The sequence below is a fragment of the Alkalihalobacillus phoenicis genome (assembly GCF_047302405.1).
GTDB lineage: Bacteria > Bacillota > Bacilli > Bacillales > Bacillaceae_D > Alkalihalobacillus.
In genome coordinates, this window is the sequence record NZ_CP154853.1 from 4,476,790 (window position 1) to 4,501,803 (window position 25,014).

Genomic DNA, 25,014 nt, shown 5'->3' on the forward strand with positions numbered 1-25,014 from the left:
GCAGTCTCATGTTGTTTTTATTCCTTTGATTCAAAAAGCTGAACAATTTCAACGATCACTTCGGTTGCTTTGACCATATTGTCGGCAGAAATAAATTCAAATTTACCATGGTAATTTTCCCCGCCCGTAAAGAGGTTAGGAGTAGGCAATCCCATATAAGAAATTTGTGAACCATCAGTACCACCACGGATTGGTTGGATAATTGGTTCGATGTTTACATTTTTCATAGCGGTAGAGGCAATATCGACGATTTCTTTTACCGGCTCGATTTTTTCCTTCATATTGTAATACTGATCATTCATCTCCATAAATACACGGTCTTCTTCATATATTGCATTCATATCACGTACGATTGAATGGAGTTGTACTTTTTTGTTCTCAAATTCAGCACGATCAAAATCGCGAATAATATAGTACATTTTTGTTTCTTCAACATCTCCTTCTAAAGATAAGAGATGATAAAAACCTTCATATCCTTCCGTAAATTCAGGAGCTTGGGCAGCAGGAAGGCGGCGCTGTAATTCCATCGCAATCTTAGTAGAATTGACCATTTTTCCTTTTGCAGTACCAGGATGAATGTTTGAACCTTTAATGGTAATTTTCGCCCCGGCAGCATTAAAACTTTCATATTGTAACTCCCCTAAAGGTCCACCGTCTAAAGTGTAAGCATAATCAGCATCAAAAGCTTTTACATCAAATTTATGCGGTCCACGACCGATCTCTTCATCAGGTGTAAAAGCAACACGAATACGTCCATGTTTGATTTCAGGGTGTTTTATTAAATAATCCATTGCTGTCATAATTTCAGCAATTCCCGCTTTATCATCAGCTCCGAGTAGAGTGGTGCCATCGGTCGTCACTAAAGTATGTCCTATGTAGTTACTCATTTGTGGGAAATCCCTCGGTGATAAAATCACTTTTTTCTCTTCATTTAAAATGATCGGATTCCCATCATATTTATCAATAACTTGTGGATTGACGTTTTTGCCGGTAAAGTCTGTAGCCGTATCAATATGGGCTAAAAATCCAATCGTTGGAACTTCCTTGTCCGTGTTGGCAGGTAGGGTCGCCATCACATAGCCATTCTCATCGATGGTCACATCAGACATGCCGATCTCTTTTAATTCCTCTACTAATAGCTGGGCTAATTCTAATTGTCCAGCTGTCGATGGACAGGCTTCATTTTCTTCATTAGATTGGGTATCGATTTTTGCATAGTTAATTAAACGTTTGATTAAATCAGTTTTATTCATAAGATGTGCTCCTTTGCTAAGTAAATGATAATCAGTAAATGTTATGATCGGAAAACTTTTTGTTCTAATCATATCATGTCTAGTTTGTGCTGGCGAATAGGGAAGATAGGGATATGTAATTGTCGTATAGTTTTTCCAATAAGACAAATAATAGGAAAAACTATCTGATAATGAGGTGTCGATCATGTATCAATCAACTGAACGTATTCAGGAGCTACTAAATGCTTGTGATCAAATATTGAATCATATGGAAGTGAATGAATCTCAAAATATGTTATTAGAAAAAATTAAACAACAATTAAGGAGTAGCAATGAACAATTTCAATATCAGGGAAATGATCCAAGCACCTATAAACAGCTACAGCATTCGGTTAATGAATTAAGTTACAACTTAGAAGTATTACAGGAATCTGTCTTTCAAGATTATCAGAGCTACACTAATAACAGTATTGATGATTTTGAAGCCTTATCTTACAAAGAGCAAATGGATTATGCAAATATTTATCATGCTAAAATTGATTACTATAGCACAACGAAGCTTCTGCAAAATTTAGAGAAAGTAAACACTGAGCTCATGCAGCTTTTGTAAAGGATGAAGAGGTGGCTCTAAAAATGTAATGGAGAGGATTCGCGATTTTGCTTAGGAATTATAGTTGTTTCGCACCGTAAATGAGCGAAACTAAGATTTTCATTACGAATAAAGGTTAATACGCACTGTAAATGAGCGAAACTAAGATTTTCATTACGAATAAAGGTTAATACGCACTGTAATTGAGCGGAATCAAGATTCCCATTACGAATCGCCTTTTAATTTAAACCCGTTCTTTCTAAACTTGCAAAAGCAACCTGTTGGGAGCTAATTCACATCCTCGTCTCCTTAAATTTCTTACGCTCAAATGTCATTTTTTGATTACTTATGCTAAATTAGTGAAGAGAATTAAATAGTCATACTTCACTTAGGTTTCACATTTATGAGCTATATTAAAAAAGCAAATAGATAGAGTGGGTAAGGATGAAAGGAGAATTTGTAATGAGAATGAAGGTAAGACAAGTTTTACTATTTTTAACGTTGGTTGTGATTTTAAGTGCGTGTAATCAGGATGGACAGGATCAGGTAAATGAACCAGATACATTAACGATGCTTGATGTTGAGATATTTTTAGAAGAGGATATAGCCGTAAACGAAGCGACTGTCATCACCGCAGAAGTGACACAAGGGGAACAAGTTGTTGAGGATGCGGATGAAGTTGTGTTTGAAGTGTGGACTTTAGGTAGCAAAGAAGCGAGTGAGATGATCGAAGGTACTCATAGCGAAAACGGGATGTATAAAATGGAATATCGTTTCTTAGAGAAAGACATTTATTATGTACAAGCTCATGTCACGGCTCGCAATATGCATGTCATGCCACAACAAGAGGTTATCGTCGGTGATTTTACGGATGAAGAATTGGCAGAGATATTTGAGGCCGAACACGAAGAAGCAACAGAAGATGAGGAAGAAATGGATCATTCAGGCCATTAAGGCTTGAATGATTTTTTCCTTTACTAATCATAAAAGAGAGGCGCCTCCTTCAGAAGAGGTGCCTCTCGTATAAGAATGTGTTTATTAAAAACATGCTTCTTCTTGTGATTGAGTGTACACTAGAGTGAATTGTCTAAGAATGATTATTGACGATGTTCTCAATTTCTGTAAGTTCTTTCTGGTTAAATGATAAGTTATCAAGTGCGCGCACATTTGCCTCGATTTGACTCACTTTGCTTGCTCCAACTAACACACTTGTTACAATACCATCTCGTAATATCCATGAAACTGCCATTTCTGCTAAAGATTGGCCGCGTCGTTTGGCTAGTTCATTTAATTTTTGTACCTTCTGAATGGTGGCATTGACATTTTCTTTTTGTAAAAATGGGCTTGTTGAACGACTTGCTCTAGAGTCATTAGGAATGCCATTTAAGTAGCGATCCGTTAATAAACCTTGTGCTAACGGACTAAATGCAATCGCCCCTAAGCCTTGATCAACAAGCACATCCTTTAGTCCATCTTCAATCCAGCGATTAAATATATTATAAGAAGGCTGATGGATGATAAAAGGTGTCCTTAATTGTTTAAACAGCTTTGTCATCTCAAGCGTTTGTTCCGCAGAGTAATTGGAAATCCCTATATACAATGCTTTTCCTTGTCTAACAATCAAATCGAGTGCTTCTACTGTTTCCTCTATAGGTGTTTCTTCATCTGGACGATGTGAGTAAAAAATATCGACATAATCAAGGTTCATTCGCTTTAAACTTTGCTCAAGACTTGCGACTAGATACTTTTTGGAACCACCATCTCCATAAGGGCCTGCCCACATATAGTAGCCTGCCTTTGAAGAGATAATCATTTCATCACGATATGATTGAAAGTCTTGTTTTAAAATTTGTCCAAAATTCTCTTCTGCACTACCAGGTGGTGGCCCATAATTATTGGCTAAATCAAAGTGAGTAATGCCTAAATCAAACGCGGCACGAACCATTTGTCGACTATTTTCATAGACATCAACTCCTCCAAAATTATGCCATAGTCCTAGTGAAATTGCAGGAAGTTTTAATCCACTTTTCCCGACACGATTATAAATCATCTTCTCATATCTGTTTGAATTGGCTATATACATTTTAACCCTCCTTTTATAAAAAGCGAAGTCCGTTTGTTCAGAAGCGAGAAAGTCAAGGAACAACGCTAAGTTCGCACCATCCTGCCGCAACGCCTTGTACCCACGTCCTGTGGGCAAGAACAGGTGATGAAGACGCTTTTTGTTTTCACTCAGATGGGCGATTTTTCTCGAGCTTCTAACGGACGTAGCTAGATTATTTTTGGATATATAAATGTTACTTGAATTTCTTTTATTTAGTTGATCCTCTTATGAAATGATGCGTTAAGTGTTCCACCTTTCATTTTACCTCTTGGATACGAAAATGAAAGTGAAAGTTATGAATTATTTAAATATAAATGCGTCTCGTATGTGTAATCTTTGAATAATCATAGGAAGATAGAGGTTATGAGCATTTTTGATAACCTCAGAAGGTGAGATGGGACGGACTTTTCACTTTATAAAAAGATAAAGGGGCTGACCCTCAAAGGTCAATTTCATCACCTTTTGGACAGCCCTTCTATAATTATGCAGGAAAATATTCTAATCCGAGGACATGGTGAGCAAATAAAAAGACAACAATCATTAAAATTAACCCGAATAGTAAACCAAAAAGGGCATCACTAATATCGAGATTCTTTTTTGTTTTGGCCATGAGTCTTCTCCTTTCTTATGAAATTATGCTCTTCATAAGAAAGGAAATTGTGTACTTTGGAGCTTTATCGTCATTAATAAATCATTTAAGATTAACTGTGCTATGTAGGAATCAATAAATTGGTCATGAATTGACGCAACTTGACCTGATCCGCTGAGCGTAGCAGATGAAAGGGGTTTCCATTTCAGCTCAGAGCTGGAATCGTTTGAACTAGTCGTGTCTTGTGACGGCAACCAGAGAGTTTCACTATAAGCAACATCCACATTCATAAAGGTTGTTGCTGGAGAAGGCGCTATAAAACCATGGATTATAATACTGTATATAAGAGTAAGAAGTAGGAGCGATTTTTTCATAATTCCCACCTGTTTCTATAAAATAAAAGCCATTTGATAAATGGTTGACAGTGAATAGAGTAGCGGTATATAATTATCTCGATTTTAAGATATTTTTTTTAGAGATAATGAAAGGTGACGCACATGAGCCATCAAAAACAAGAACAAGACTTAGCATTAAAGCTTTTTATCGTTTTATTAAGAGCGAGCCGAGCAGTTGCTGATTGTAACGAAAAAGAAATCAAAACTTATGGAATTAATAAAACGGAATTTGCTGTTTTGGAATTATTATACCATAAGGGTGAGCAACCTATTCAACAAATTGGAAAAAAAGTCCTTCTTTCTAGTGGATCGATCACATACGTAGTCGATAAGCTCGAACAAAAGGACTATATTAAAAGAAGGTTCTCTGAAAAGGATCGTCGTGTCACTTATGCGGTTATTACCAAAAAAGGGAAAGAATTTATGGAAGAGGTTTTCCCGAAAAATCAGCAAGCGATTCAAGAGTTATTTTCGATTATAGATGACGAGCAAAAAGGAATGTTGATTGAGCAACTGAAAAAAGTCGGTCATCATGCAGAGGAATTATAAAAGAATAAGGAATGTAATATTCCTTTCTTTTTTGATTAATATCTCGAATTTAAGATAAGTTTAATGAAGACATTTAAGCATAAATGATTAGAGCATACTATTTATAAGATGAGCGAATGAGAAAGGAGTTTTTAAATTGAAAAAAACAAAGGGGATTCATCATATTACAGCGATCGTAGGGGATCCACAGGAAAATGTCGATTTTTATGCGGGGGTATTAGGACTTAGATTAGTAAAAAAGACAGTAAACTTTGATGATCCTGGAACATATCATCTTTATTTTGGCAATGAGGATGGTCATCCTGGTACAATTATGACCTTTTTTAACTGGGTTGGTGCTTATCAGGGTGAGGTTGGGGGTGGCCAAGTCGGCGTCACACAATTTGTTGTACCAACAGATGCCCTCTCATTTTGGGAAAAACGATTAGAAAAATTTGATATCCCTGTTAAGAAAAAAGTCCGTTTTGGTGAATCTTATTTACAGTTTTCTGACCCTCATGGTTTAAGACTAGAACTAGTTGAGAGAGGATCTGGAAATGCAAGTAAATGGCCATTTGGAGAAGTGAGCCTAGACGTTGCGATAAAAGGTTTTGGTGGGGCTACGTTATTATCTGCTCGCCCACATGAAACGGCAAATTTGTTAACGGAAGTGATGGGATTAGAAAAAGTCGGGGAAGAGGGAGGATGGATGAGGTTTAAGTCGATTGGTGAGATCGGGAATATAATTGATTTGAACATAACGGCTGTCGGTCGAGGGCAAATGGGTGTTGGAACGGTTCATCATATTGCCTGGCGTGCTCATGATGACGCGGACCAATTAGAATGGCAGGACTATGTTCGGAGCAATGGATATGGTGTTACTCCTGTACAAGACAGGAACTATTTTAATGCCATTTATTTTCGCGAGCATGGCGAAATTTTATTTGAAATTGCAACAGATCCTCCAGGGTTTGCTCATGATGAATCACAAGAAACGATGGGAGCGCAATTGATGTTGCCGGTCCAATATGAACCACATCGTGCTAAAATTGAACGTGAACTCCTTCCTTTTGATGTGAGGGAGATAGATTAAACAAAAAAGGAGCGAGCTTATGTTATCAATCGATCCAAACTCACTGTCTGAACGAGAAAAGTATAAGTTTTTAATTGGCAGTATCATTCCACGACCAATTGCGTTTGTTACGACTGAAGCTGGTGATGGTACATTAAACGCCGCACCGTTCAGTTATTTTAATGTTGTCTCATCTGACCCTCCAAGGATCTCGATTTCAGTCGGGAGAAAAGCAGGGGAACGAAAGGATACAGCGGAACATATTTTAATGAAAAAGCAATTTGTTGTTCATATTGTGGACAGTGATAATGTTGAAAAAGTAAATTTAACAGCAGAAGGATTACCACGTAATCAAAGCGAGGTCAAAAAGTTCGGATTAACCCCGATTAAAAGCGATAAAATTAGTGTGCCTGGTATTGCGGAAGCAAAAGTTCGGTTTGAATGTGAATTAGAAACCTATTTACCGTTAAATAAAAGTAACGGAGAACCTGGTGTCGACTTTTTTATTGGAAAAATTGTTCAGTTCCATATTGATGAGAACATTTATGAAAAAGGAAGAGTGAGTCAGGAATTGTTAAAGGCAGTAGGTAGATTAGCGGGTAACGACTACATGGAAGTTGATAATTCATTTACCTTGAAACGGCCAAACTAAATAAAAGGAGCCTAAATCTAATCAATAAATGATGGTGATTTAGGCTCTTTTTTGTATATAGGATAAAGAGTCATATGAATAAATTATTAAACGCTTCAAATAATAAAAATAATAATAACTGTTGGGAGGGATGAAATGGAGTCAGTAACAAGAACTCATCTGCTAAAACTTTGTGTTTTTGCTTCGATTTTACTCGTAGGTTTTATCGTCTCGACACAAGGAGATGAAGGGACTATTGTTCCAGAGGCGAGTGCAGAAGATGATGTGGGGGCGTTTTTTCAAGCAGATGCCGATAATGAGTTTTTGACGGTTCGTTATTTCAATTTAAAGGATAAGGAAAAATCCGGTGATTCCATCCTGATAAAAAGTCCGGAAGGGAAAACACTCTTGATAGACTCAGGTAATGTAAACATGGGTGATCAATTAAATGAGTTATTAGGTAGGCTAGGTGTCGAGTCATTAGATTATGCCGTTGCTACTCATCCCCATCATGATCATATAGGGGGCTTCTTTTCACTGATTAGCAGTCGAGGAATTGACCATTTTTATATGCCAGAAATTCCTGTTGCTTCAAAAGTGAATCAAGCATTCCACCAACTTTTAGCGAAAAGACAAATTCATGTCGATTATTTAAAAAAGGGAGATAAATTCAATCTTGGTTCTCAGGTCGAAATTGAAGTGCTGAACCCAGGAGAGATACCGAATAAGAAAAAATGGTCAACGAAACAGATAAATCAATTAGCTCTTGTTTTAAAAGTAACGTATCAAAATAATACCTTTCTTTTAGCAAGCGATATTTATAAACCGACTGAAGCTAAATTGGTTAAAGAATATGGTGTAAATTTACAAGCCGATGTCCTTCATATTCCTCATCATGGGCACCGAACCTCTTCATCTAAAGATTTTATTGAAACGGCTAACCCAAAATATGCGATAATAAGCTCTAATACATCTAAGTGGAAAAAAGTATATAAAAGGCTAGTTGGACAAGGGATTGAGGTCTATGTGACTGAAAAGGATGGACATATTTACATTCGTTCAGATGGTAGCTCAGTCGAAGTGATTCCAGATGGAAACTAAAGGCGTGTCCCAAAAGTTATTAACTCAACTTTCGCACAATATGATTGACTCTTAACCGTTGATAGAGTTTGACTTTAGGGCGATACAAGACTCAAATTGACTTTACATGAACGGTTCAATCGTTGACAGTCTGAACACATCTCTTCGTAGGCTGTTGAAGGAATCTGTTCACTAAAATGAAGCGCTTCGGCTGTCGCGACCAAAACCATGTCTGTTTGGGAGCGACCGCCGGAGGGCATATTTTTTTTCTTACTGCGTAGTTTATCAGTTTGGTGTGATAGTACGTTCTCGCTTTTCAAACATGTCAAAGGCATTTGTTTAAGAGCTTCCCTTTCGCTCTACCAACTAGTTGAACGGATTTTCTCGATGCGAAAGTTGAGTTATTAATAGCTTTTGAGAGTCTTTTTTTATTCAATTTAATTTATTTCATCATGGTTTATTTGCACTGCTACGTCACTGTAAATAGAAAAGGAACAAATATCCTATTTTTCAATTGACAATGATTATCATTCTAAGTAAGATAAAAGGGAAAGGCTTAATCATAGTGAGAGGAGGGGCTATGAGTAAGTAAGGTTGCTTAGGTGAATTCATTTTTTTTATCGATCAATTGAGAATGATAATCAAATTCAGGAGTAAGTGCTTATTTTTTTGTCTATTTTTAATTGAGAATAATAATCAATATTAATTAATCGGGAGGGAAAGGTAGTGAAAGTTAAAAGTTTTTATTCTTTTTTATTACTAATCGCTTTAGTTGCGACAACAATCATGCCAATGACAACAAATGCTGCAACTGATTTAGCTGATGGTGAATATTCAATTTCCTATACGGTGCTCCATTCGGACAATGATTCCGCATCGATTGCCAATGACTACTGGGAAAAACCAGCTAAAATAATCGTTGAGGATGGCAAGATGGTCGTTCAGATGACGATTAACCATAGTTCGTGGGTAACGGAATTTAAAGTCCATAATCAGGACGTAAAAGTTTTAAGTACTGATCAAAGTAATGATAAACGTACAGTTCAATTTCCAGTAAATGATTTATCTAACCCGTTAGCTGCTAACATCCATGTAGTAGTGAAAGATATCAATTATGATCATGGTTATACTATTCGTTTTTCTTTTGAGCAAAATAGTATACAAGCTTTAAGTGTTCCTCAGAGTAACAACACAAACACAAACACAAATTCTAGCAATAGTGAGTCAGAAACAGAAGAGGTGGCGAGTGGGTCGCAATCATCATCAAGTGCAAACAATGTCACTTCAGAAAACGTTTCTAATCCTCAAACAAGCGATACTACACAAATCGTGATTTTTATCATTTTAATTGTATTAACAGGGTTTGTATTAATGCGAAATTTTAAAGCACAAAAAATATAAAAAGGGGGTAGCTTCATTTGAAACAGCAGTTGAAGAAATTAATGATTCTTTTTTCAGTCTTTTTAATTGTCTTTTCTAGTACTCTATCAACCGCTTTTGCCGAAACGGGTACGAATGAGCAACTATTAAATGGAGAATACGAGATTGACCTTGTCGTCTATAAGGATGGTACAACTGAGACATCGGTTATGGATGGTTATGTCAATAACACAGCTTCTTTATTTGTAGAAGATGGAGGGCTATTTGTTCACCTAACATTATTAAATAGCGATTGGATTAAACTATTCCAAACGGACCAAAGTGGACAGTTAGTTGATGCTACAGTTGTATCAGAAGATCTAGACAATGATACAAGAATTGTTCGTTTTCCGATTGAAGATTTAAATCAAAGTTTAGATGCGTATACACATGTGGTGATAAAAGGTCTTCCGGGTATGCCTAACTTCGATTACGACAATAAATATACTGTTCAAATTCAATTTGATTCAGCTAGTCTTAAAGAAATCAATGTTGAACAACCGGAGGAAGTAGAGACTCCTGAAGAAGAAACAGAAGAGCCAGGAGAAGAAGTAGAAATTCCAGAAGAAGGAACAGAAGAACCAGGAGAAGAAGTAGAAACTCCTGAAGAAGGAACAGAAGAACCAGGAGAAGAAGTGGAAACTCCTGAAGAAGGAACAGAAGAACCTGGGGAAGAAGTAGAGACACCAGATTTAGAAGATGGTACGTATGCTGTGGCGTTTTCTGCCTTACATGCAACAGAGGACCGTCCCTCTACAATGGATTGATATATTGCGAATCCAACTACTTTAATCGTTGAAAACAATAAAATCTATGCTTTATTAGAGGTTTTAGATGAGCAAGGACAGATTACGGATTTACGTCTTGAATATGATGGCGAATTTAAAAGCGGACAGCTTGTAGAAGGAGAGCCTAACCAAGTTCGAGTTGAAAAATTTGAGTTAGATCAACTAAACAATCCTGTTGCGGCAGAAGTTGATATGAGAGTAGTTTTAGGTAGTGGTGCGATTTATGAAAACACTCAGAAGTTTCGTTTAGCGTTTGACTTAGAGAGTTTAGAAGAAATCGAAGAGCCAATTGTACCTACTCCAGAAGAGCCAGAACTATTAGCAGATGGAAATTATCAAATTGATTTTTCTGTATTAAAAGACGGAACCGATGAGATTTCGATTATGGATCAATATACTGTAAAACCTGCTACTCTAACGGTAGAAGGTGGAAATCAATTCGTAGATTTAACTTTAAAGAATAGTGATTGGATTACGGTTTTCCAAACGGAACAAGATGGAGTTTTAGTAGATAGTGAGGTCGTAGAAGAAGATCTAGATCAAGATACTCGAACGGTTCGTTTTAATCTAGTCGATCTCGATGAGAAGTTAAATGCCTATACGACGGTAGTTATTCCAGAACTAAATTATAACAGTAGTTATGAAGTACAATTCAAATTTGATAGAGAAAGTCTTGTAGATGAAGAGGGGAATCCGGTCGTTACACCAGAACCAAACCCGAATCCAAATCCAAACCCAAATCCGAATCCGAATCCAAATCCAAATCCAAACCCGGGGCCTACTCCAAACCCAGGTAATGAAGATGGGGAAGAATTAGAGGACGGTACTTATTCTATCGATTTCTCTGTCTATAAAAAAGATACGACAGATATTTCGGTTATGGATGAATATACGTTAAAACCAGCTTTATTAACGGTTGAAAATGAACAAAACTTTATTACGATGACTCTAAAAAATAGTGATTGGATTAAAGTGTTCCAAACTGAAGTAGATGGCTCATACGTGGATGCAGAGGTTGTTTCAGAGAATAAGGACGCTGATACAAGAGCCGTTCGTTTTGAAGTAGCAGACTTAACTCAAATTCTAAATGCTTATACGGAAGTTTATTTTGAAGAGCCAATTTTCTACGATGGAAAATATGAAGTTCAGTTTGCTTTTGATGTTGCGAGCGTTAAAGCCGTTGGAGCAGATTTTGTACCAGAGGAAGCAGAAGTTGATTCAGATGATGATACAAATGGTGGAACAAATGAAGGTAATGGTGGGAACCAAGAGTCCGAAGAGGAAAATGGTTTAAATTATGATCGTAATGATGAAGAAAAAAACCCTACTCAAACAAGTAATCAAACAGAAAACGCCAAAACAGCGGATACAACAAGCTATCTCATGATTGCTTTACTTGTAGTAACCCTTATTTCATCAGCCTTTTGGTTAGTAAGAAAGTATAGATTAGGAACTTTATAAAGTACGAATTGGTAATAGTCTTGAACTTCATTTATTGAGGTTCAAGACTTCCTTACTTTTCGAAATTGAACAGATAAGCGTTAAATTTAGTAGAAAAAGGTGAAGTCGATGAGATTTAAGCAGAGTTTGATATTCATGATTTGGATGGCGTTGCTTTCCTTCGTTCTTTTTGCCTGTTCTAATGAAGTTTTGGAAACAGAGAATGAACAAGTGGTTGAAGACATGGAGCAAGAGCATAAAGTTGTTTCGACAACCGTAGCAGCTACGGAGATTTTTGCGGAATTGGAAATCGATTTAGTCGGTATTCCAACGAGTTATAAAACGTTGCCAAAACGATATGAAAATGTTCAGCAAGTTGGAAATCCGATGAGTCCTGATATGGAGCTTGTAAAGTCCCTTACACCAACAGAAGTGTATTCCGTTACGACTTTACAGACTGATTTAGAAGAGGTATTTAAAAGAGTCAACTTAGAGGCGACCTTTTTAGATTTTCAAAGTTTGGAAAGTATGCTTCTAGAAATATCGCTAATTGGAGAAAAGTTTGATCGGAAAGAACAAGCAGATGAGCTAGTTTCGACCATTGAAGCTCAATTAGAAGCTGTTGAAAGCAAAGTGAAGGATAAAGAAGCCCCTTCTGTTTTAATTTTGCTTGGAGTTCCAGGCAGTTATTTAGTAGCAACGGAGCATTCCTATATTGGTGATCTCGTAAAACGGGCTGGTGGTGAAAATATCGTTCAAGGAGAGTCTGTTGAGTATTTAGCTTCTAATACAGAATATTTACAGCAAGCGAATCCAGATATTATTCTAAGAGCGGCTCATGGTATGCCAGATGAGGTCGTTCAGATGTTTGATGAAAAATTTGCTACCGATGATATTTGGAAACATTTTAGTGCAGTTCAGAATGGAAGAGTATTTGATTTGGAAGAGGAACTGTTCCCAACAACAGGTAATTTAGCGGTTGTCGAGGCAATGGAGCAATTAGTTGAAATGCTTTATGAATAAGAACTCAAACAGATAGAAGGGTCGAAAAAATGAAAAAGAAAGTGCTGAGCTTTTCAATTGTAAGTTTATTATTACTTGTTGTGACCGTTTACTCAGCCTTGACAGGAAGTATCCAAGTGAGCTTAGGGGAACTCATTTCGGGATTGCTGTCTGGTACAAACGATGAGGTTGCGGTCATACGTGATTTACGTTTGCCAAGAATTATCATTGCCATATTTGCTGGGGCAGCCTTAGCCGTCTCTGGAGCCCTTTTGCAAGCTGTTATGAGAAATCCATTAGCTGATGCCGGGATCATTGGTATTTCTTCTGGTGCTGGCTTTGTTTCAATTTTAGCGGTTAGCTTTTTTCCAACTTTATATTTTTGGTCGCCATTATTTGCTTTTATCGGTGGAGCGATTGCTTGTTTTCTCGTCTATAGCTTATCTTGGAAATCGGGACTAAGTCCGATTCGGTTGATTTTAGTAGGGGTTGCCATTAACGCTGTCTTTAGCGGGTTAAGTGATACGTTTAATTACCGTGGGAGCTATACGGTAACGAGTATTAGTCCAACAACTACTTCTACACTTGCGATGAAAACATGGCGTGATGTCGAGATTATGGTAACGTTTGGTTCGATCGGTTTAATTTTGGCGCTATGCCTGTTTGCTGTTTGTAATCTGCTTGTCCTACAAGATAAGACTACTAGAAATTTAGGGGTATCAGTTTTGAGTTCACGGTTAATTGTTTCAAGTGTGGCGGTATTATTAGCGGCGGTTTCAACAGCTGTTGCGGGTTTAATTGCTTTTATTGGTTTACTTATCCCACATATCTCAAGACAATTGGTCGGATCAGATCATAAAGTGCTCTTACCATTTACCGCGTTAGCTGGAGCTTTATTGCTACTTTTAGCAGATACATTAGGAAGAACGATTATTGCTCCGAATGAAATTCCGGCCTCGATTATTATGTCAATTATAGGGGGACCTTTTCTAATCTTTTTACTTAGAAGGAGTGATAAACTCAATGGAAATTAATGATGTCACATTTGCTTATGTAAAAGAAAAGCTGCAAATTAACAAGATAAGCACCAAAGTAGAGAAAGGAAAGATTACGACGATTATCGGACCAAACGGCTCTGGAAAGTCCACGCTCATTAATATAATGTCTCGTCATTTAAATCCGGTAGATGGAAATATTCTTTTGGATGGAAAGGAGCTCCAAACGTATTCCGCTCGTGAGTTTGCTCGTAAATTAGCGGTTGTTCATCAGCAAAATGAAGCACCACTTGATATGACGGTCGAGAAATTAATAGGGTTTGGGAGAGTTCCACATAAACGAATGTTTCAGTCTCATCGTATAGAGGATGAAGAGGCGATTGATTGGGCGATTACATGTACAAACCTTGATTCAAAAAGAAAAAGGACATTAAATCAACTTTCAGGTGGAGAAAGGCAACGGGTTTGGATTGCGATGTCTCTTGCTCAAAAAACACCGAGTTTATTTTTAGATGAACCGACTACTTATTTAGACATGTATCATCAAATGGAAATTTTAGAATTAATCAAACGTTTGAATAAAGAACACGGTATGACCATCGTGATGGTGTTACATGACTTAAATCAAGCAATTCGTTATAGTGACCATTTAATTGTTTTAAAAGATGGAGGAAAGATGATGGAAGGCCGACCAGCCGAAATCATTAATTCAAAGAGTGTAAAAGACATTTATGGTGTAAATGCTGATGTAAAAAATGATGAGGAAAGTGGATTATATATTGTCCCAATCGGTATTTAAGTAGGTGAGTGTGTTGGAGAAGACTCAAAAGAAAAAGAGGCGTTTCCTCAATAGAATGGTAACGCTAGTTTGTTTAGGTGTATTTCTTTTTTCCTGCTATCAATTATTGTCTATCGGTTTAGACTATTACCAAAATCAAAGGGTGCTTGCCGATATTCAAGATGTGTATACGCCAAGTGCGGAGGTTTGGGAAGATTCTAGCAAAAAACGCTCCTCTTTTGAACCATTATTGGAATTAAATGATGACATTGTCGCTTGGATTACGATTAATGATACTAAAATTGATTATCCTGTTTTACAAGCCCAAGACAATGATTATTATTTATATAGGAATTATTTATTAGAAGAAACGAGAGCGGGCTCTATTTTTATGGATTACCGCAACCAGGTTGATGCTGATGTCGAGGATAAAAACACTATTTTATATGGACATCGTATGAAGGATGGTTCAATGTTTGCTGCTTTAAATAATTATTTAGAGCAAGATTTTTACGATGGTAACCGAGTATTTGCCTATGATACTTTATATGAAAGTTATGAGGTTGAAGTTTTTTCCGCTTATGTGACCACAACTGACTTTTATTATATTGAGACAGACTTTCGAGACGAAGAGCATTATCAAGAATTTCTTAATGAAATCCAAGCAAGGTCTGTTATTCAACCCTCATTTGATATTGAAGCAGGCGATCAAATCATTACACTCTCAACCTGTGATTATCAGTTAGACCGACATGAAGGACGTTTAGTCGTGCACGGCAAGCTTATACCAAGAAGTTAATAGCGGGTGGTAGAAGGAAGACGGTTTAGGAGGGGAATAGCCCCTTTGAAATCGTCTTTTTTATATGGTTATATGGTTAGGAAGGTGAAGCTGTGGAGCGGGCCTGGTTCCATTACTAATCCTATGTTATAAGCATCGAAACTCAGTCACTTCTCTAATTTCATTACCAATTAAACTACCACGATCTCCATCACACAAAAAAAGACTACTCAAAAGGTCATTCGACCTTTTGAGACAGTCCTAGTAAGGATATGATTCTTATTTTTATTGTGCAGCTTCTAAATCAGTATCGTCTGAAGTTAATGGGTTTCTTACCACTTTAACATCATAAAAGTCGATGTTATTTTCGATAATATAATCTGGAATTTCTCTCTTTGTATGTGAGGCTTTAAAAGCATCACTTTTCGTCCAGTTTTTGAAATCGTCTTTTGAATTCCAACGAGTTACAACGGATACTTCATCATAATCACGAGTATTTTGTGTAAATAAAACTTCTAAACCGAGAAAACCTTCCATAAATTCAACTTGCCCAACTTTCTTAAAACGTTCAATTAACTTGTCACCATTACCTTTTGTAATTTTTGATTTGTTAGTTACAATAACCATTTTTACATTCCTCCTAAAGGATATATTTATTTTTAAAAATCAAGTAGCTACAGTGCTTGTTTTTGCTGAGAAAGATTATATTGCCCTTTTAAAGGGACAATGAGAGGGTAGTTATCCTCATAAATAATCTTGGCTTCTATTTGATAAATTTCCTTTAAAAATAAAGGCGTTAACATCTCTATAGGTGGGCCAGTGGAGACGACCCTTCCTTTTTGCATCGCTATTAAATGGTGGCAATAGGCTGCAGCCTGTTGTAATTCATGTAAAACCATCACAATCGTCATCCCATGGTTGACATTAACTTCTTCAAGCAATTCCATTACTTCTAATTGATGAGTAATGTCCAAAAACGTTGTAGGTTCATCAAGTAAAAGAATATTCGTTTTCTGGGCGAGAGCTAACGCAATTCGGACCTTTTGTTGTTCACCTCCCGAAAGAGTGTGAAAGAACCGCTCTTTGTGTTTGGCTGTACCAGTTATCGCCATCGCCCATTCAACAATCTCTTGATCTTCTATATTTGCTTGATGTTCAAAAAAACGTTTATAAGGGGAGCGACCATATTGGATCAGTTCTTTGACCGTTAAATTAGGTAATGTTTGTTTTGATTGAGGCATCATTGCTAAGGTTTGGGCAAACTCTCTTGCTTTATATGCATCTAGTTCCTTTTGCTCAATCATTACTTCACCAAATTCTGGTTTGACTAATCGGGAGATGACTTTAAGAAAAGTTGATTTACCTGATCCGTTTGGACCAACAATGGCGGTCATTTTTCCTTTAGGAATCTCAACATTAATATTATTTAAAGTAAAGGAGCCAATATGTACGTTCATTTGTTTTGCACAAATTGCTTTTTCCATTACATTAACCCCCTTTTCTTTAATAGATAAAGAAAGAATGGTGCTCCTAAAGCTGCCAGCAACACACCAACAGGTAATTCAATTGGGTCAAACCAAGAGCGTGCAATCGTATCAGCTAACACAACTAAAATCGCTCCGTAAACAGCGGATAATGGTAAAAGATAACGATAATCTTCGCCGATTAACAGCCTAATTGCATGAGGAACAACGAGCCCAACAAAGCCAATTAGTCCAGCGACACTTACGGCAGCTCCTGCTAAAAAAGCGGCTAACGTGATAAGTAAAAACCGTTGTAATTCTACTTTTTGGCCTAATAGTTTAGCAGAATCATCTCCTAATAATAAGAGATTAGCTGGTTTGACTGCTAGAAGAGACAACAGGAGTCCAACAATCGCGTATGGTGCCATAAACTCAAGGTGATACCAGCTCCGCCCATTCAACCCACCTGCAAGCCAAGGAATGACTGATTGAATACGGTCACTAAAAATAACCATCATTCCATTTTGAACAGCTCCTACAAGGGCGTTAATGGCGACCCCTGCTAAAATGATTTTAAGAGGGGATGCTCCTTTATCCCAAGCGAGAAAGTAAATAATCATCGCTGTGACAAAAGCTCCAGCAAAGGCTGATATAGGCAACATATAACTTAAGTGTGGAAAAACGAGCATTGTCAAACTAGCCATTAACCCACCACCAGCCGTAACCCCGATAATTCCAGGGTCAGCAAGTGGGTTTCTCATCACACCTTGTAATATACAACCAGCAACGGCTAAACAAGCCCCAACTAACAGCCCAATCAGAATTCTAGGAAGGCGTAAATCGACTAAGATCGTTTGGTAAATAGATGGCTCATTACTAGTAAGGACACGCCATATTTCGGTAAACGGTACCGAGACAGAACCATAGGTTAATCCAAATAAAGAGACGATTATTAGAAGAACCGGGGCAAAGATAACTAAGCCCTTCCGTCTTCGTGAACGGTTTTTCATGGTGATTCATCGCTTTCTATCGAACGAAATATTTCAACAAGAATATCCAAGGCCTCTGTGACCCTAGTGCCAGGATTTGATCCGAATAAATCTGAAGGCAAAACATCAATTCTTCCTTCTGTTACAGCATCTAAATTATTCCATGCTGCATTTTGTTCCATTTCTTTTAAAAAGCCTGCTTTCACTTCATCAGAATTTCCGTGACTCATCAAAAGAATGTATTCGGGATCAGCTTCAATAATTCTTTCTGTATTTAATTGAGCATATTGTGGATAAGCCTCTAATTGTTGAAAATCACTGGCTATATTTTCACCACCAGCTACTTCAAGTAAATTTCCGCTTAAAGAATTCGGCAAAGCGGCCATATACGTACCCGGTGCCCCGTAAATTAGGAGAACGCGTGTCTTTTGTTCTGGAAGTGTGTCAGATAAGTTTGAAATATGCTCTTCCATACTTGTAATTAATTGCTCAGCTTGCTCCTCTTTTTGTAACATGTCACCAAATAAATGTATTTGCTGCTTAATGTCTTCAATTGATTGAGCTTGCGTCAGTACCATTTTAGCTCCAAGACTTTCAATCGTTGGAACGTCTTTTAAATTCATTTGCGAATGACCAAGGACGACATCAGGTTGAACATAAGTAATTTTTTCGAGATCTACTTCATGTGTTGAACCGACCTGAGTTACTTCCGTTGCTTCTTCTATTGATGGGGGACCACTTGAGTTTGGTCGTCCCACTAACTCTGCTCCAAGTGCATAAATAATATCCATCTCACCATTACTTAAAGCCGCGATTCGTTCGGGTACTTCATTAAATGAATGAGATTGATTAGCAAAATCGGTAATCGTAAACCCAGACTCTGAAGAGGTGTCTGGATTTGAATGAACATTATGATCGGGGGCAGAGGAGCAGCCTGTAAGGTATAAACAGGCAAGCAAAAAAAGAAAAATAGATTTCTTAACCAGAGAAACTCCTCCTTATGAATTTTTAAATGATAATGAATATCAATATCAGCTTTAGATTAAATGATAATGAATATCATTCTTAGTGTCAAGAACAATATATGAATTTTTTTCTAATTAATGCGACAATTTATCTATAAGTGGGATAGTATATGAGTTTTTATTCAATTATGATTGAAGAGAGAATGAAACTGATAAGAGAGAGCACATACAGTCAGGATATGAAACAAGTGAATCGTTTAAGATGAAAAGCGAAGGGGAGGATATTTTGGAAGCTTTCACCAATTTTTCAAACAGTATTGAGTATATAGAAAGTCGACTTCAGGAGAAAATTGAAATAGAAGAAGTGGCGAAAATCACTCATTTTACAAAGTTTCATTATCAACGAATGTTTTATATGCTCACAGGGGTAACGGTTGCCGAATATATTCGGAGGAGAAGATTAACATTAGCGGCACAAGAACTACTCTCTTCTAAAGAAAAGGTGATTGATGTCGCGATAAAGTATCGTTATGACTCGCCTGAAGCTTTTACGAGAGCCTTTCGAAAGCTACATGGTGTTTCCCCAAGTCAGGTGAGAAAAAATGGGATTAAGTTGTCCGCTTATCCGAAAATTTCCTTTCAACTTCAAATTAAAGGAGCGATTGATATGAATTATCAAATTTTAGAAAAAGGTAAGATGGAGGTTGTAGGAAAGAGCATTCGAATGGGCACCGAAAATGGAGAAAACCACCAAAAAATTCCGTTGTTTTGGAATGAATTTAATTCGGATGGATTTAGTGAAGAGTTAGAAAAAGTTCGTACTGAGTTGGGTTATTTAGGGGTTTGTTTAAAACTTTGATGAAGAGCAAAAAGCATTTGATTATATGATAGCTGTTGAAATACGTGAAGGAAAAAAGGTGCCTAATGGTTATGTGAAGGAAACGATTCCAGCTGCTACTTGGGCAGTCTTTGAGGCGGTCGGACCAGCAGCTAAAGCGGTTCCGGAAGTAACAGGGAGAATTTTCTCTGAGTGGCTGCCGGCAACTGGATACGAACTTGCAAACAAACCAGAGTTGGAAGTTTACCCCGCTGGCGATGCTGCGGCCGATGATTATCGGACGGAAATCTGGATGCCGATTGTTAAAAAGTAGAGAATAACAATAGATTAATGACAAGTACTTGAACATGTGTCCTTCCTTTCAGTACACTTAAAAAAAAGGAGGGGCACAAATGGCAACGATTGAAGACTTTTTAGAGCTTGATATACGAACTGGAACGATAGTAGAAGCCGATTTTTTTGACGAGGCGAAAATCCCCGCAATTAAATTGAAAATTAACTTTGGCGATGAATTAGGGGTTAAATCTTCAAGTGCTCAAATTACAAAACGATATAAAGCTGAGCAAATAGTTGGTCAACAGGTTATTGCGATTGTAAATTTTCCACCACGTCGAATCGCCGGATTTAAATCGGAAGTATTAGTCTTAGGTGCTGTTCCTAATGAAGGGGACGTCGTTTTATTAAAACCAGAACATCAGGTGGAGAATGGCACAAAAATTTTATAAGTGAAACGGTATGAGCTAAAGATAAAAAGGGAAAAAAGCATAATAAAGAAAACTCTATTAAGGCAATAGAGTTTTTTTATTTTGTGTGTTTTTAAGCATGCATAGGAGTTTTTTTATAGGATCAGCTAAGCCTCTGAGAGTGTCGATAGCTCGGGATTCTTTTACAAAATTATCTAAACAACAGGGATTTTGAATAAAGAAGTCGAATAATGGAGTATGAAAAGAATCGGAAGGTGTGTTCTAAATGCGGAAAAAAATAGTCTTTTTACTTTCTCTCATTTCTGTCCTTCTTTTAGGATGTCAAGAAACGATTAGTTTGAGTGAAGATGAACGAGTGACGGTTCCTTCTAATGAGCAAACCGAATCAAGCATCATCGAAATGGATGAGGAGGAAGAAAGCATCCAAAAGGAAGAAAAGACGATTGTGATTGGAGCTATTGGTGACATCTTATTACATGAACGGGCTTATGAAAGAGCCGAAGTGGAAGGCGGATATGACTTTAATCCAATGTTGGAAAATGTCGCACCATTGTTGGCAAAACCTGATTTTTTAATGGCGAACCAAGAATCGATTCCAGGTGGGATAGAGATCGGATTGTCCACTTACCCAGCCTTTAATAGCCCACAGGAAATTGTGCGCGAACTCCAATTTTATGGAGTGGATATGTTAATAGGGGCGAATAATCATACGTTAGATCGTGGCGTCAGAGCGATTGAGTTAGCGATAGATTATTATGACGAGATTGGTATCGACTATGTTGGCAAGTATCGAGATACAGAAGATCGAGAAACTGATCGAATCGTCGATGTAGAGGGAATTGAAATCGGTGTGTTAGCTTACACGTACGGAACGAATGGAATCCCAGTTCCGGAAGGTCATGAAGATGTTGTTGCTTTAATTGATGAAGAAAGAATCGAACAAGATGTTAAAGCCCTACGTGAAAAGGTCGATATTTTAATTGTGCATATGCATTGGGGAGATGAGTATGCCCAAGAGCCTAATGATGAACAACGCCGTTTAGCCAATGAATTATCAGAAATGGGAGTCGATCTTATCTTTGGCCATCACCCCCATGTACTGCAACCGATCGATAAAATTGAGCAAGAGGACGGACATGAAACAATTGTCTTTTATTCATTAGGAAACTTTTATAGTGGTCAAGAATTCGATTATACAGATATTGGCGGACTCGCCTCCGTTGAAGTGACAAAGACAACATTTGGAGAAGAGACAACGTTTGAACTTAGCCATTATCATATCGAGCCAACGCTTGTCCTTCGTCAAGAATATGATTATCAAGTCGTCCCATTTGCCGAAGCAGAACATCCATCAATTTCTGGTAGTACGGTTGAAGAAATGATTGATCATACGAATCTATATTTAACAGGGAGTGAATAAACATTTTCAGTGATGAAGGGGTGATTGAAGATAACCTGATTTAATAGTTGACGTTTTTTAGTTTCATTAGCTGCTTAAGAACCTAATAAGCACACATTTAAAAGGGGAACTTGCTTCACATGGATTTGTGTGGAAGCTAGTTGCCTTTTTGTGGTGAGGAAAGAGTGGATGTTGAGATCATGGGCTCCAATGAAGTTAAAAGCGATTGAATCAAAGCCGCAAAGGGAATCAAAGAGCATCAATGATTCCAAAAGCGATCGAAAAAGAGCCGCAAAGGGAATCAAAGAGCATCAATGATTCCAAAAGCGATCGAAAAAGAGCCACAAAGGGAATCAAAGAGCATCAATGATTCCAAAAGCGATCGAAAAAGAGCCACAAAGGGAATCAAAGAGCATCAATGATTCCAAAAGACATTGAATAAGAGCCGCAAAGGGAATCAAAGAGCATCAATGATTCCAAAAGCCATTGAATAAGAGCCGCAAAGGGAATCAAAGAGCATCAATGAAGCCAAAAGCGATCGAATAAGAGCCGCAAAGGGGATCAAAGAGCATCAATGATTCCAAAAGCGATCGAAAAAGAGCCATAAAGGGAATCAAAGAGCATCAATGATTCCAAAAGCGATCGAATAAGAGCCACAAAGGGAATCAAAGAGCATCAATGAAGCCAAAAGCGATCGAAAAAGAGCCGCAAAGGGGATCAAAACCCCCCAATGAAGCCAAAAGCGATCGAATAAGAGCCACAAAAGGAATCAAAGCCCCCCAATGAAGCCAAAAGCAGTTTCGACAAGTGCTAGTCACTTGTCAAATCATTTTTGTAAGCGTAATCACTAAAGATAATACGCCATTATGGTAAAATGAACAAAAGACTATTCAAAAAGGGATGATCCATATGAATGAAGCAGTGAAAACATATTTTCAACAAAATAGGGAGGAGCATTTAAGTGAACTAGGAAAATTTTTGGGAATTCCTTCTATTAGTGCGTTATCTGAACATAAAGAGGATGTTCGTCATGCGGCAGAGTGGATGGCAAACTCTTTAAAAGAAGCAGGTGTGGAGAATGTAAGTTTAATGGAAACCGGGGGGCATCCGGTTGTGTATGGCGATTGGTTACATGCACCAGGAAAACCGACTGTTTTAATTTACGGTCATTATGATGTACAACCTGTTGATCCGGTTGAATTATGGGAGACGCCACCATTTGAAGCCCATATTCGAGACGAAAAAATTTATGCTCGTGGTGCTAGTGACGACAAAGGTCAAACGTTTATGCATGTCAAAGCGATTGAGGCATTATTGAAAGTGAATGGTGAGCTACCAGTAAATGTTAAGTTCTTAATTGAAGGGGAAGAGGAGATCGGAAGTGTGCATCTTGATCCATTTGTGGAAGAGCATCGTGAGTTATTAGCTTCGGATGTTCTTATTATTTCTGATACCCCAATGCTTGAAAAAGGTCGTCCAGCTATTTGCTCTGGTTTAAGAGGGTTAAGTTCCTTACAAATCGATGTAAAAGGGGCGAAAGGAGACTTACATTCTGGATTGTATGGTGGTGGAGTCCAAAATTCGATTCATGCTCTTGTCCAAATTCTTGACTCGATGAGAGATCAAGAAGGACGTGTGACTGTTGCTGGGTTTTATGACAAAGTAGAAGAGTTAAATAAGGATGAGCGTGCCGCAATGGCAGAGTTGAATTTTGATGAAGTGAATTTACAAAAAGAGCTCGAAGTTCCAGAGTTATTCGGAGAAAAGGGATATTCTATGATTGAGCAAACGTGGGTTCGTCCAACCCTTGAAATCAATGGGATTTACGGAGGGTTTCAAGGAGAAGGAGTTAAGACAGTGATTCCATCAGAAGCTCATGCCAAAATTACATGTCGCTTAGTACCAACCCAAGACCCAGATGAAATTACGACCTTAATTGAGAAGCATATTGCAGCTAATACCCCAAAAGGAGTGACGGTCACAACGAAACGTTTTGATGCAGGAAAACCTTTTGCAGCACCAGTTGATCATCAAGCATTCCAAATTGCGGCAAAAGCTTATGAAGAGGTATATTCGGTACCTGTTACCTTTACTAGAATGGGTGGTTCCATTCCCGTTGTTGAAACGTTTGACCGTATTTTCCAAGTACCGATTGTGCTTATGGGATTTGGATTACCATCGGAAAATTTCCATGCTCCAAATGAACATTTTCATTTAGAAAACTTCGATAAAGGATTGCGGACGATTTCCACTTATTTAGAGAAATTAGGCAACCAATTAAATAAATAAATGGATAAACTCAGCAATAGATGAATATTTTCTATTAGCTGAGTTTTTTTCGGTACTATAAGTAATTACTAAAAAATGCCTATTTCAAATTGATTACTTACTTAACATGTAGTACATTTAATTTACTAATATGATAATTCTTTCATTGTGAACATTCTAAAAATTAGTTAGGTAAACAGTTTAGACTGAATTAGTTTCTTAAGTTCTCTTAAGATTTTTTTTCTGAATTTTTTTAGTGAATGGAGTAGTGATATGAAACGAATTAACATTATGATCGTTGATGATCAAACATTAATGAGAGAAGGGCTTAAAACGATAATTGAACTTGAAGAAGACATGGAGGTAGTTGCAACAGCTGAAAATGGGGAAGAAGCCATCATAAAAGCCGAGCAATCCCAACCAGATTTAATTTTAATGGATATTCAAATGCCAATTATGAATGGGATTGATAGTTTAAAAGAGATTAAGTCAAAATTAAAGGATGTGAAAATATTAATTTTGACAACGTTTGCAAATGATGAATATATTATTTCCGGATTACTTAATGGGTCAGAAGGTTTTTTGTTAAAAGACATGAATTATGATCAGTTGATTAGTTCCATTAGAAATGCTTATCAAGGGGAAATTATTTTGCCAAATTTAATTGCTAAAAAATTAGCAAAGAGAATCGCCTGTCATGAACCTGAAAAACCAAGAGTTTTTAAACAAGATTCTATTAATATTAAAGGAATTCGATTTTCGAAAAGAGAAAAAGAAGTAATTGAATTGCTCGTTCAAGGTTTTAGTAATAAAAAAATAGCGGAATCTTTATTTATTAGTGAAGGAACCGTAAAGAATTATATCAGTGAAGTGTATAGCAAAATTGAGATTAATGATCGTGCTCAAGCCATTGTTTATTTAAATCAATTTATGTCTTATTAATTTTAAATAATAGAAAGGGCGTTTAG

27 protein-coding genes are annotated in these 25,014 nt (G+C 37.3%); 20 read left to right on the forward strand and 7 right to left on the reverse strand.

The genetic code is table 11. From position 1 onward, the window contains the following. Positions 1-17 precede the first annotated feature (17 nt). Positions 18-1,253, reverse strand: coding sequence for a peptidase T (gene pepT, locus AA0017_RS21020; protein ID WP_413377684.1), 1,236 nt, complete (start codon positions 1,251-1,253; stop codon positions 18-20). A gap of 184 nt (positions 1,254-1,437) precedes the next feature. Between pepT and AA0017_RS21025 the strand changes: the two genes are divergently transcribed. Continuing rightward, positions 1,438-1,842: a hypothetical protein gene (locus tag AA0017_RS21025; protein ID WP_413377686.1), complete on the forward strand. Its 405-nt coding sequence runs from the start codon at positions 1,438-1,440 to the stop codon at positions 1,840-1,842. A 441-nt stretch (positions 1,843-2,283) separates the two neighbouring features. Continuing rightward, positions 2,284-2,775 carry a FixH family protein gene (locus AA0017_RS21030; RefSeq protein ID WP_413377688.1) on the forward strand — a complete coding sequence of 164 codons (492 nt, stop codon included), beginning with the start codon at positions 2,284-2,286 and terminating at the stop codon, positions 2,773-2,775. 133 nt (positions 2,776-2,908) lie between these two features. Here the strand turns inward: AA0017_RS21030 and mgrA are convergent, their stop codons facing one another. Further along, complete coding sequence (mgrA, locus tag AA0017_RS21035) at positions 2,909-3,904, reverse strand: L-glyceraldehyde 3-phosphate reductase (RefSeq protein WP_413377690.1); 996 nt, start codon at positions 3,902-3,904, stop codon at positions 2,909-2,911. Positions 3,905-4,406: 502 nt separating this feature from the next. After that, complete coding sequence (locus tag AA0017_RS21040; RefSeq protein WP_268746805.1) at positions 4,407-4,535, reverse strand: hypothetical protein; 129 nt, start codon at positions 4,533-4,535, stop codon at positions 4,407-4,409. 476 nt (positions 4,536-5,011) lie between these two features. Here AA0017_RS21040 and AA0017_RS21045 point away from each other — a divergent pair, with 476 nt between their 5' ends. The 11 genes from AA0017_RS21045 to srtB all read left to right on the forward strand — a co-directional run bounded on the left by AA0017_RS21045 (position 5,012) and on the right by srtB (position 15,441). Continuing rightward, positions 5,012-5,458, forward strand: a complete 447-nt coding sequence (locus tag AA0017_RS21045; protein WP_413377692.1) for a MarR family winged helix-turn-helix transcriptional regulator — start codon at positions 5,012-5,014, stop codon at positions 5,456-5,458. Between the two features lie 136 nt (positions 5,459-5,594). Continuing rightward, positions 5,595-6,530: a ring-cleaving dioxygenase gene (locus tag AA0017_RS21050; protein WP_413377694.1), complete on the forward strand. Its 936-nt coding sequence runs from the start codon at positions 5,595-5,597 to the stop codon at positions 6,528-6,530. A gap of 19 nt (positions 6,531-6,549) precedes the next feature. Further along, positions 6,550-7,161: a flavin reductase family protein gene (locus AA0017_RS21055; RefSeq protein WP_413377696.1), complete on the forward strand. Its 612-nt coding sequence runs from the start codon at positions 6,550-6,552 to the stop codon at positions 7,159-7,161. 135 nt (positions 7,162-7,296) lie between these two features. After that, positions 7,297-8,241 carry a ComEC/Rec2 family competence protein gene (locus AA0017_RS21060; RefSeq protein WP_413377698.1) on the forward strand — a complete coding sequence of 315 codons (945 nt, stop codon included), beginning with the start codon at positions 7,297-7,299 and terminating at the stop codon, positions 8,239-8,241. 705 nt (positions 8,242-8,946) lie between these two features. Further along, positions 8,947-9,621 carry a heme uptake protein IsdC gene (isdC, locus tag AA0017_RS21065; RefSeq protein ID WP_413377700.1) on the forward strand — a complete coding sequence of 225 codons (675 nt, stop codon included), beginning with the start codon at positions 8,947-8,949 and terminating at the stop codon, positions 9,619-9,621. Between the two features lie 17 nt (positions 9,622-9,638). After that, on the forward strand, positions 9,639-10,406 hold the full coding sequence (locus AA0017_RS21070; RefSeq protein WP_413377702.1) for an NEAT domain-containing protein: 768 nt from the start codon (positions 9,639-9,641) through the stop codon (positions 10,404-10,406). Between the two features lie 3 nt (positions 10,407-10,409). Next, positions 10,410-11,888 (forward strand): NEAT domain-containing protein, encoded by a 1,479-nt coding sequence (locus AA0017_RS21075; RefSeq protein ID WP_413382753.1) that lies wholly within the window; start codon positions 10,410-10,412, stop codon positions 11,886-11,888. Between the two features lie 108 nt (positions 11,889-11,996). After that, positions 11,997-12,890, forward strand: a complete 894-nt coding sequence (gene isdE, locus AA0017_RS21080) for a heme ABC transporter substrate-binding protein IsdE (protein ID WP_413377704.1) — start codon at positions 11,997-11,999, stop codon at positions 12,888-12,890. 29 nt (positions 12,891-12,919) lie between these two features. After that, positions 12,920-13,903, forward strand: a complete 984-nt coding sequence (locus tag AA0017_RS21085) for a FecCD family ABC transporter permease (RefSeq protein ID WP_413377706.1) — start codon at positions 12,920-12,922, stop codon at positions 13,901-13,903. Continuing rightward, positions 13,893-14,663: an ABC transporter ATP-binding protein gene (locus AA0017_RS21090; protein WP_413377708.1), complete on the forward strand. Its 771-nt coding sequence runs from the start codon at positions 13,893-13,895 to the stop codon at positions 14,661-14,663. The genes AA0017_RS21085 and AA0017_RS21090 overlap by 11 nt, the downstream gene beginning before the upstream one ends. A 10-nt stretch (positions 14,664-14,673) precedes the next feature. Continuing rightward, positions 14,674-15,441, forward strand: a complete 768-nt coding sequence (srtB, locus tag AA0017_RS21095; protein ID WP_413377710.1) for a class B sortase — start codon at positions 14,674-14,676, stop codon at positions 15,439-15,441. Between the two features lie 264 nt (positions 15,442-15,705). Here the strand turns inward: srtB and isdG are convergent, their stop codons facing one another. Genes isdG through AA0017_RS21115 form a run of 4 tightly spaced genes read right to left on the reverse strand, consistent with a single transcriptional unit; the run spans position 15,706 to position 18,831 of the window. Beyond that, a complete protein-coding gene (gene isdG / locus AA0017_RS21100) occupies positions 15,706-16,047 on the reverse strand; it encodes a heme oxygenase (RefSeq protein ID WP_413377712.1) in 342 nt (113 codons plus the stop codon). A 47-nt stretch (positions 16,048-16,094) separates the two neighbouring features. Then, entirely contained in the window at positions 16,095-16,904 is an 810-nt protein-coding gene (locus AA0017_RS21105) for an ABC transporter ATP-binding protein (protein WP_413377714.1), read from the reverse strand. Continuing rightward, a complete protein-coding gene (locus tag AA0017_RS21110) occupies positions 16,904-17,893 on the reverse strand; it encodes a FecCD family ABC transporter permease (RefSeq protein ID WP_413377716.1) in 990 nt (329 codons plus the stop codon). Before AA0017_RS21110 ends, AA0017_RS21105 begins: the two co-directional genes overlap by 1 nt. Then, the gene (locus tag AA0017_RS21115; protein WP_413377718.1) at positions 17,890-18,831 is read right to left on the reverse strand and encodes an ABC transporter substrate-binding protein; all 942 of its coding nucleotides are present in this window, start codon (positions 18,829-18,831) and stop codon (positions 17,890-17,892) included. The genes AA0017_RS21110 and AA0017_RS21115 overlap by 4 nt, the downstream gene beginning before the upstream one ends. A gap of 292 nt (positions 18,832-19,123) precedes the next feature. Between AA0017_RS21115 and AA0017_RS21120 the strand changes: the two genes are divergently transcribed. From AA0017_RS21120 to AA0017_RS21150, 7 genes are all read left to right on the forward strand, one after another. Further along, positions 19,124-19,696, forward strand: a complete 573-nt coding sequence (locus tag AA0017_RS21120; protein ID WP_413377720.1) for an AraC family transcriptional regulator — start codon at positions 19,124-19,126, stop codon at positions 19,694-19,696. Between the two features lie 58 nt (positions 19,697-19,754). Then, the gene (locus AA0017_RS21125; protein ID WP_413377722.1) at positions 19,755-19,988 is read left to right on the forward strand and encodes a GyrI-like domain-containing protein; all 234 of its coding nucleotides are present in this window, start codon (positions 19,755-19,757) and stop codon (positions 19,986-19,988) included. Between the two features lie 79 nt (positions 19,989-20,067). Further along, positions 20,068-20,400, forward strand: a complete 333-nt coding sequence (gene csaA, locus AA0017_RS21130) for a chaperone CsaA (protein ID WP_413377724.1) — start codon at positions 20,068-20,070, stop codon at positions 20,398-20,400. A 244-nt stretch (positions 20,401-20,644) separates the two neighbouring features. Next, on the forward strand, positions 20,645-21,799 hold the full coding sequence (locus AA0017_RS21135; protein ID WP_413377726.1) for a CapA family protein: 1,155 nt from the start codon (positions 20,645-20,647) through the stop codon (positions 21,797-21,799). Between the two features lie 168 nt (positions 21,800-21,967). Beyond that, positions 21,968-22,096, forward strand: coding sequence for a hypothetical protein (locus AA0017_RS21140; RefSeq protein WP_413377728.1), 129 nt, complete (start codon positions 21,968-21,970; stop codon positions 22,094-22,096). A 591-nt stretch (positions 22,097-22,687) separates the two neighbouring features. Then, complete coding sequence (locus AA0017_RS21145) at positions 22,688-24,067, forward strand: dipeptidase (protein WP_413377730.1); 1,380 nt, start codon at positions 22,688-22,690, stop codon at positions 24,065-24,067. Between the two features lie 252 nt (positions 24,068-24,319). Further along, positions 24,320-24,988, forward strand: coding sequence for a response regulator (locus AA0017_RS21150; protein WP_413377731.1), 669 nt, complete (start codon positions 24,320-24,322; stop codon positions 24,986-24,988). Positions 24,989-25,014: the final 26 nt, after the last annotated feature.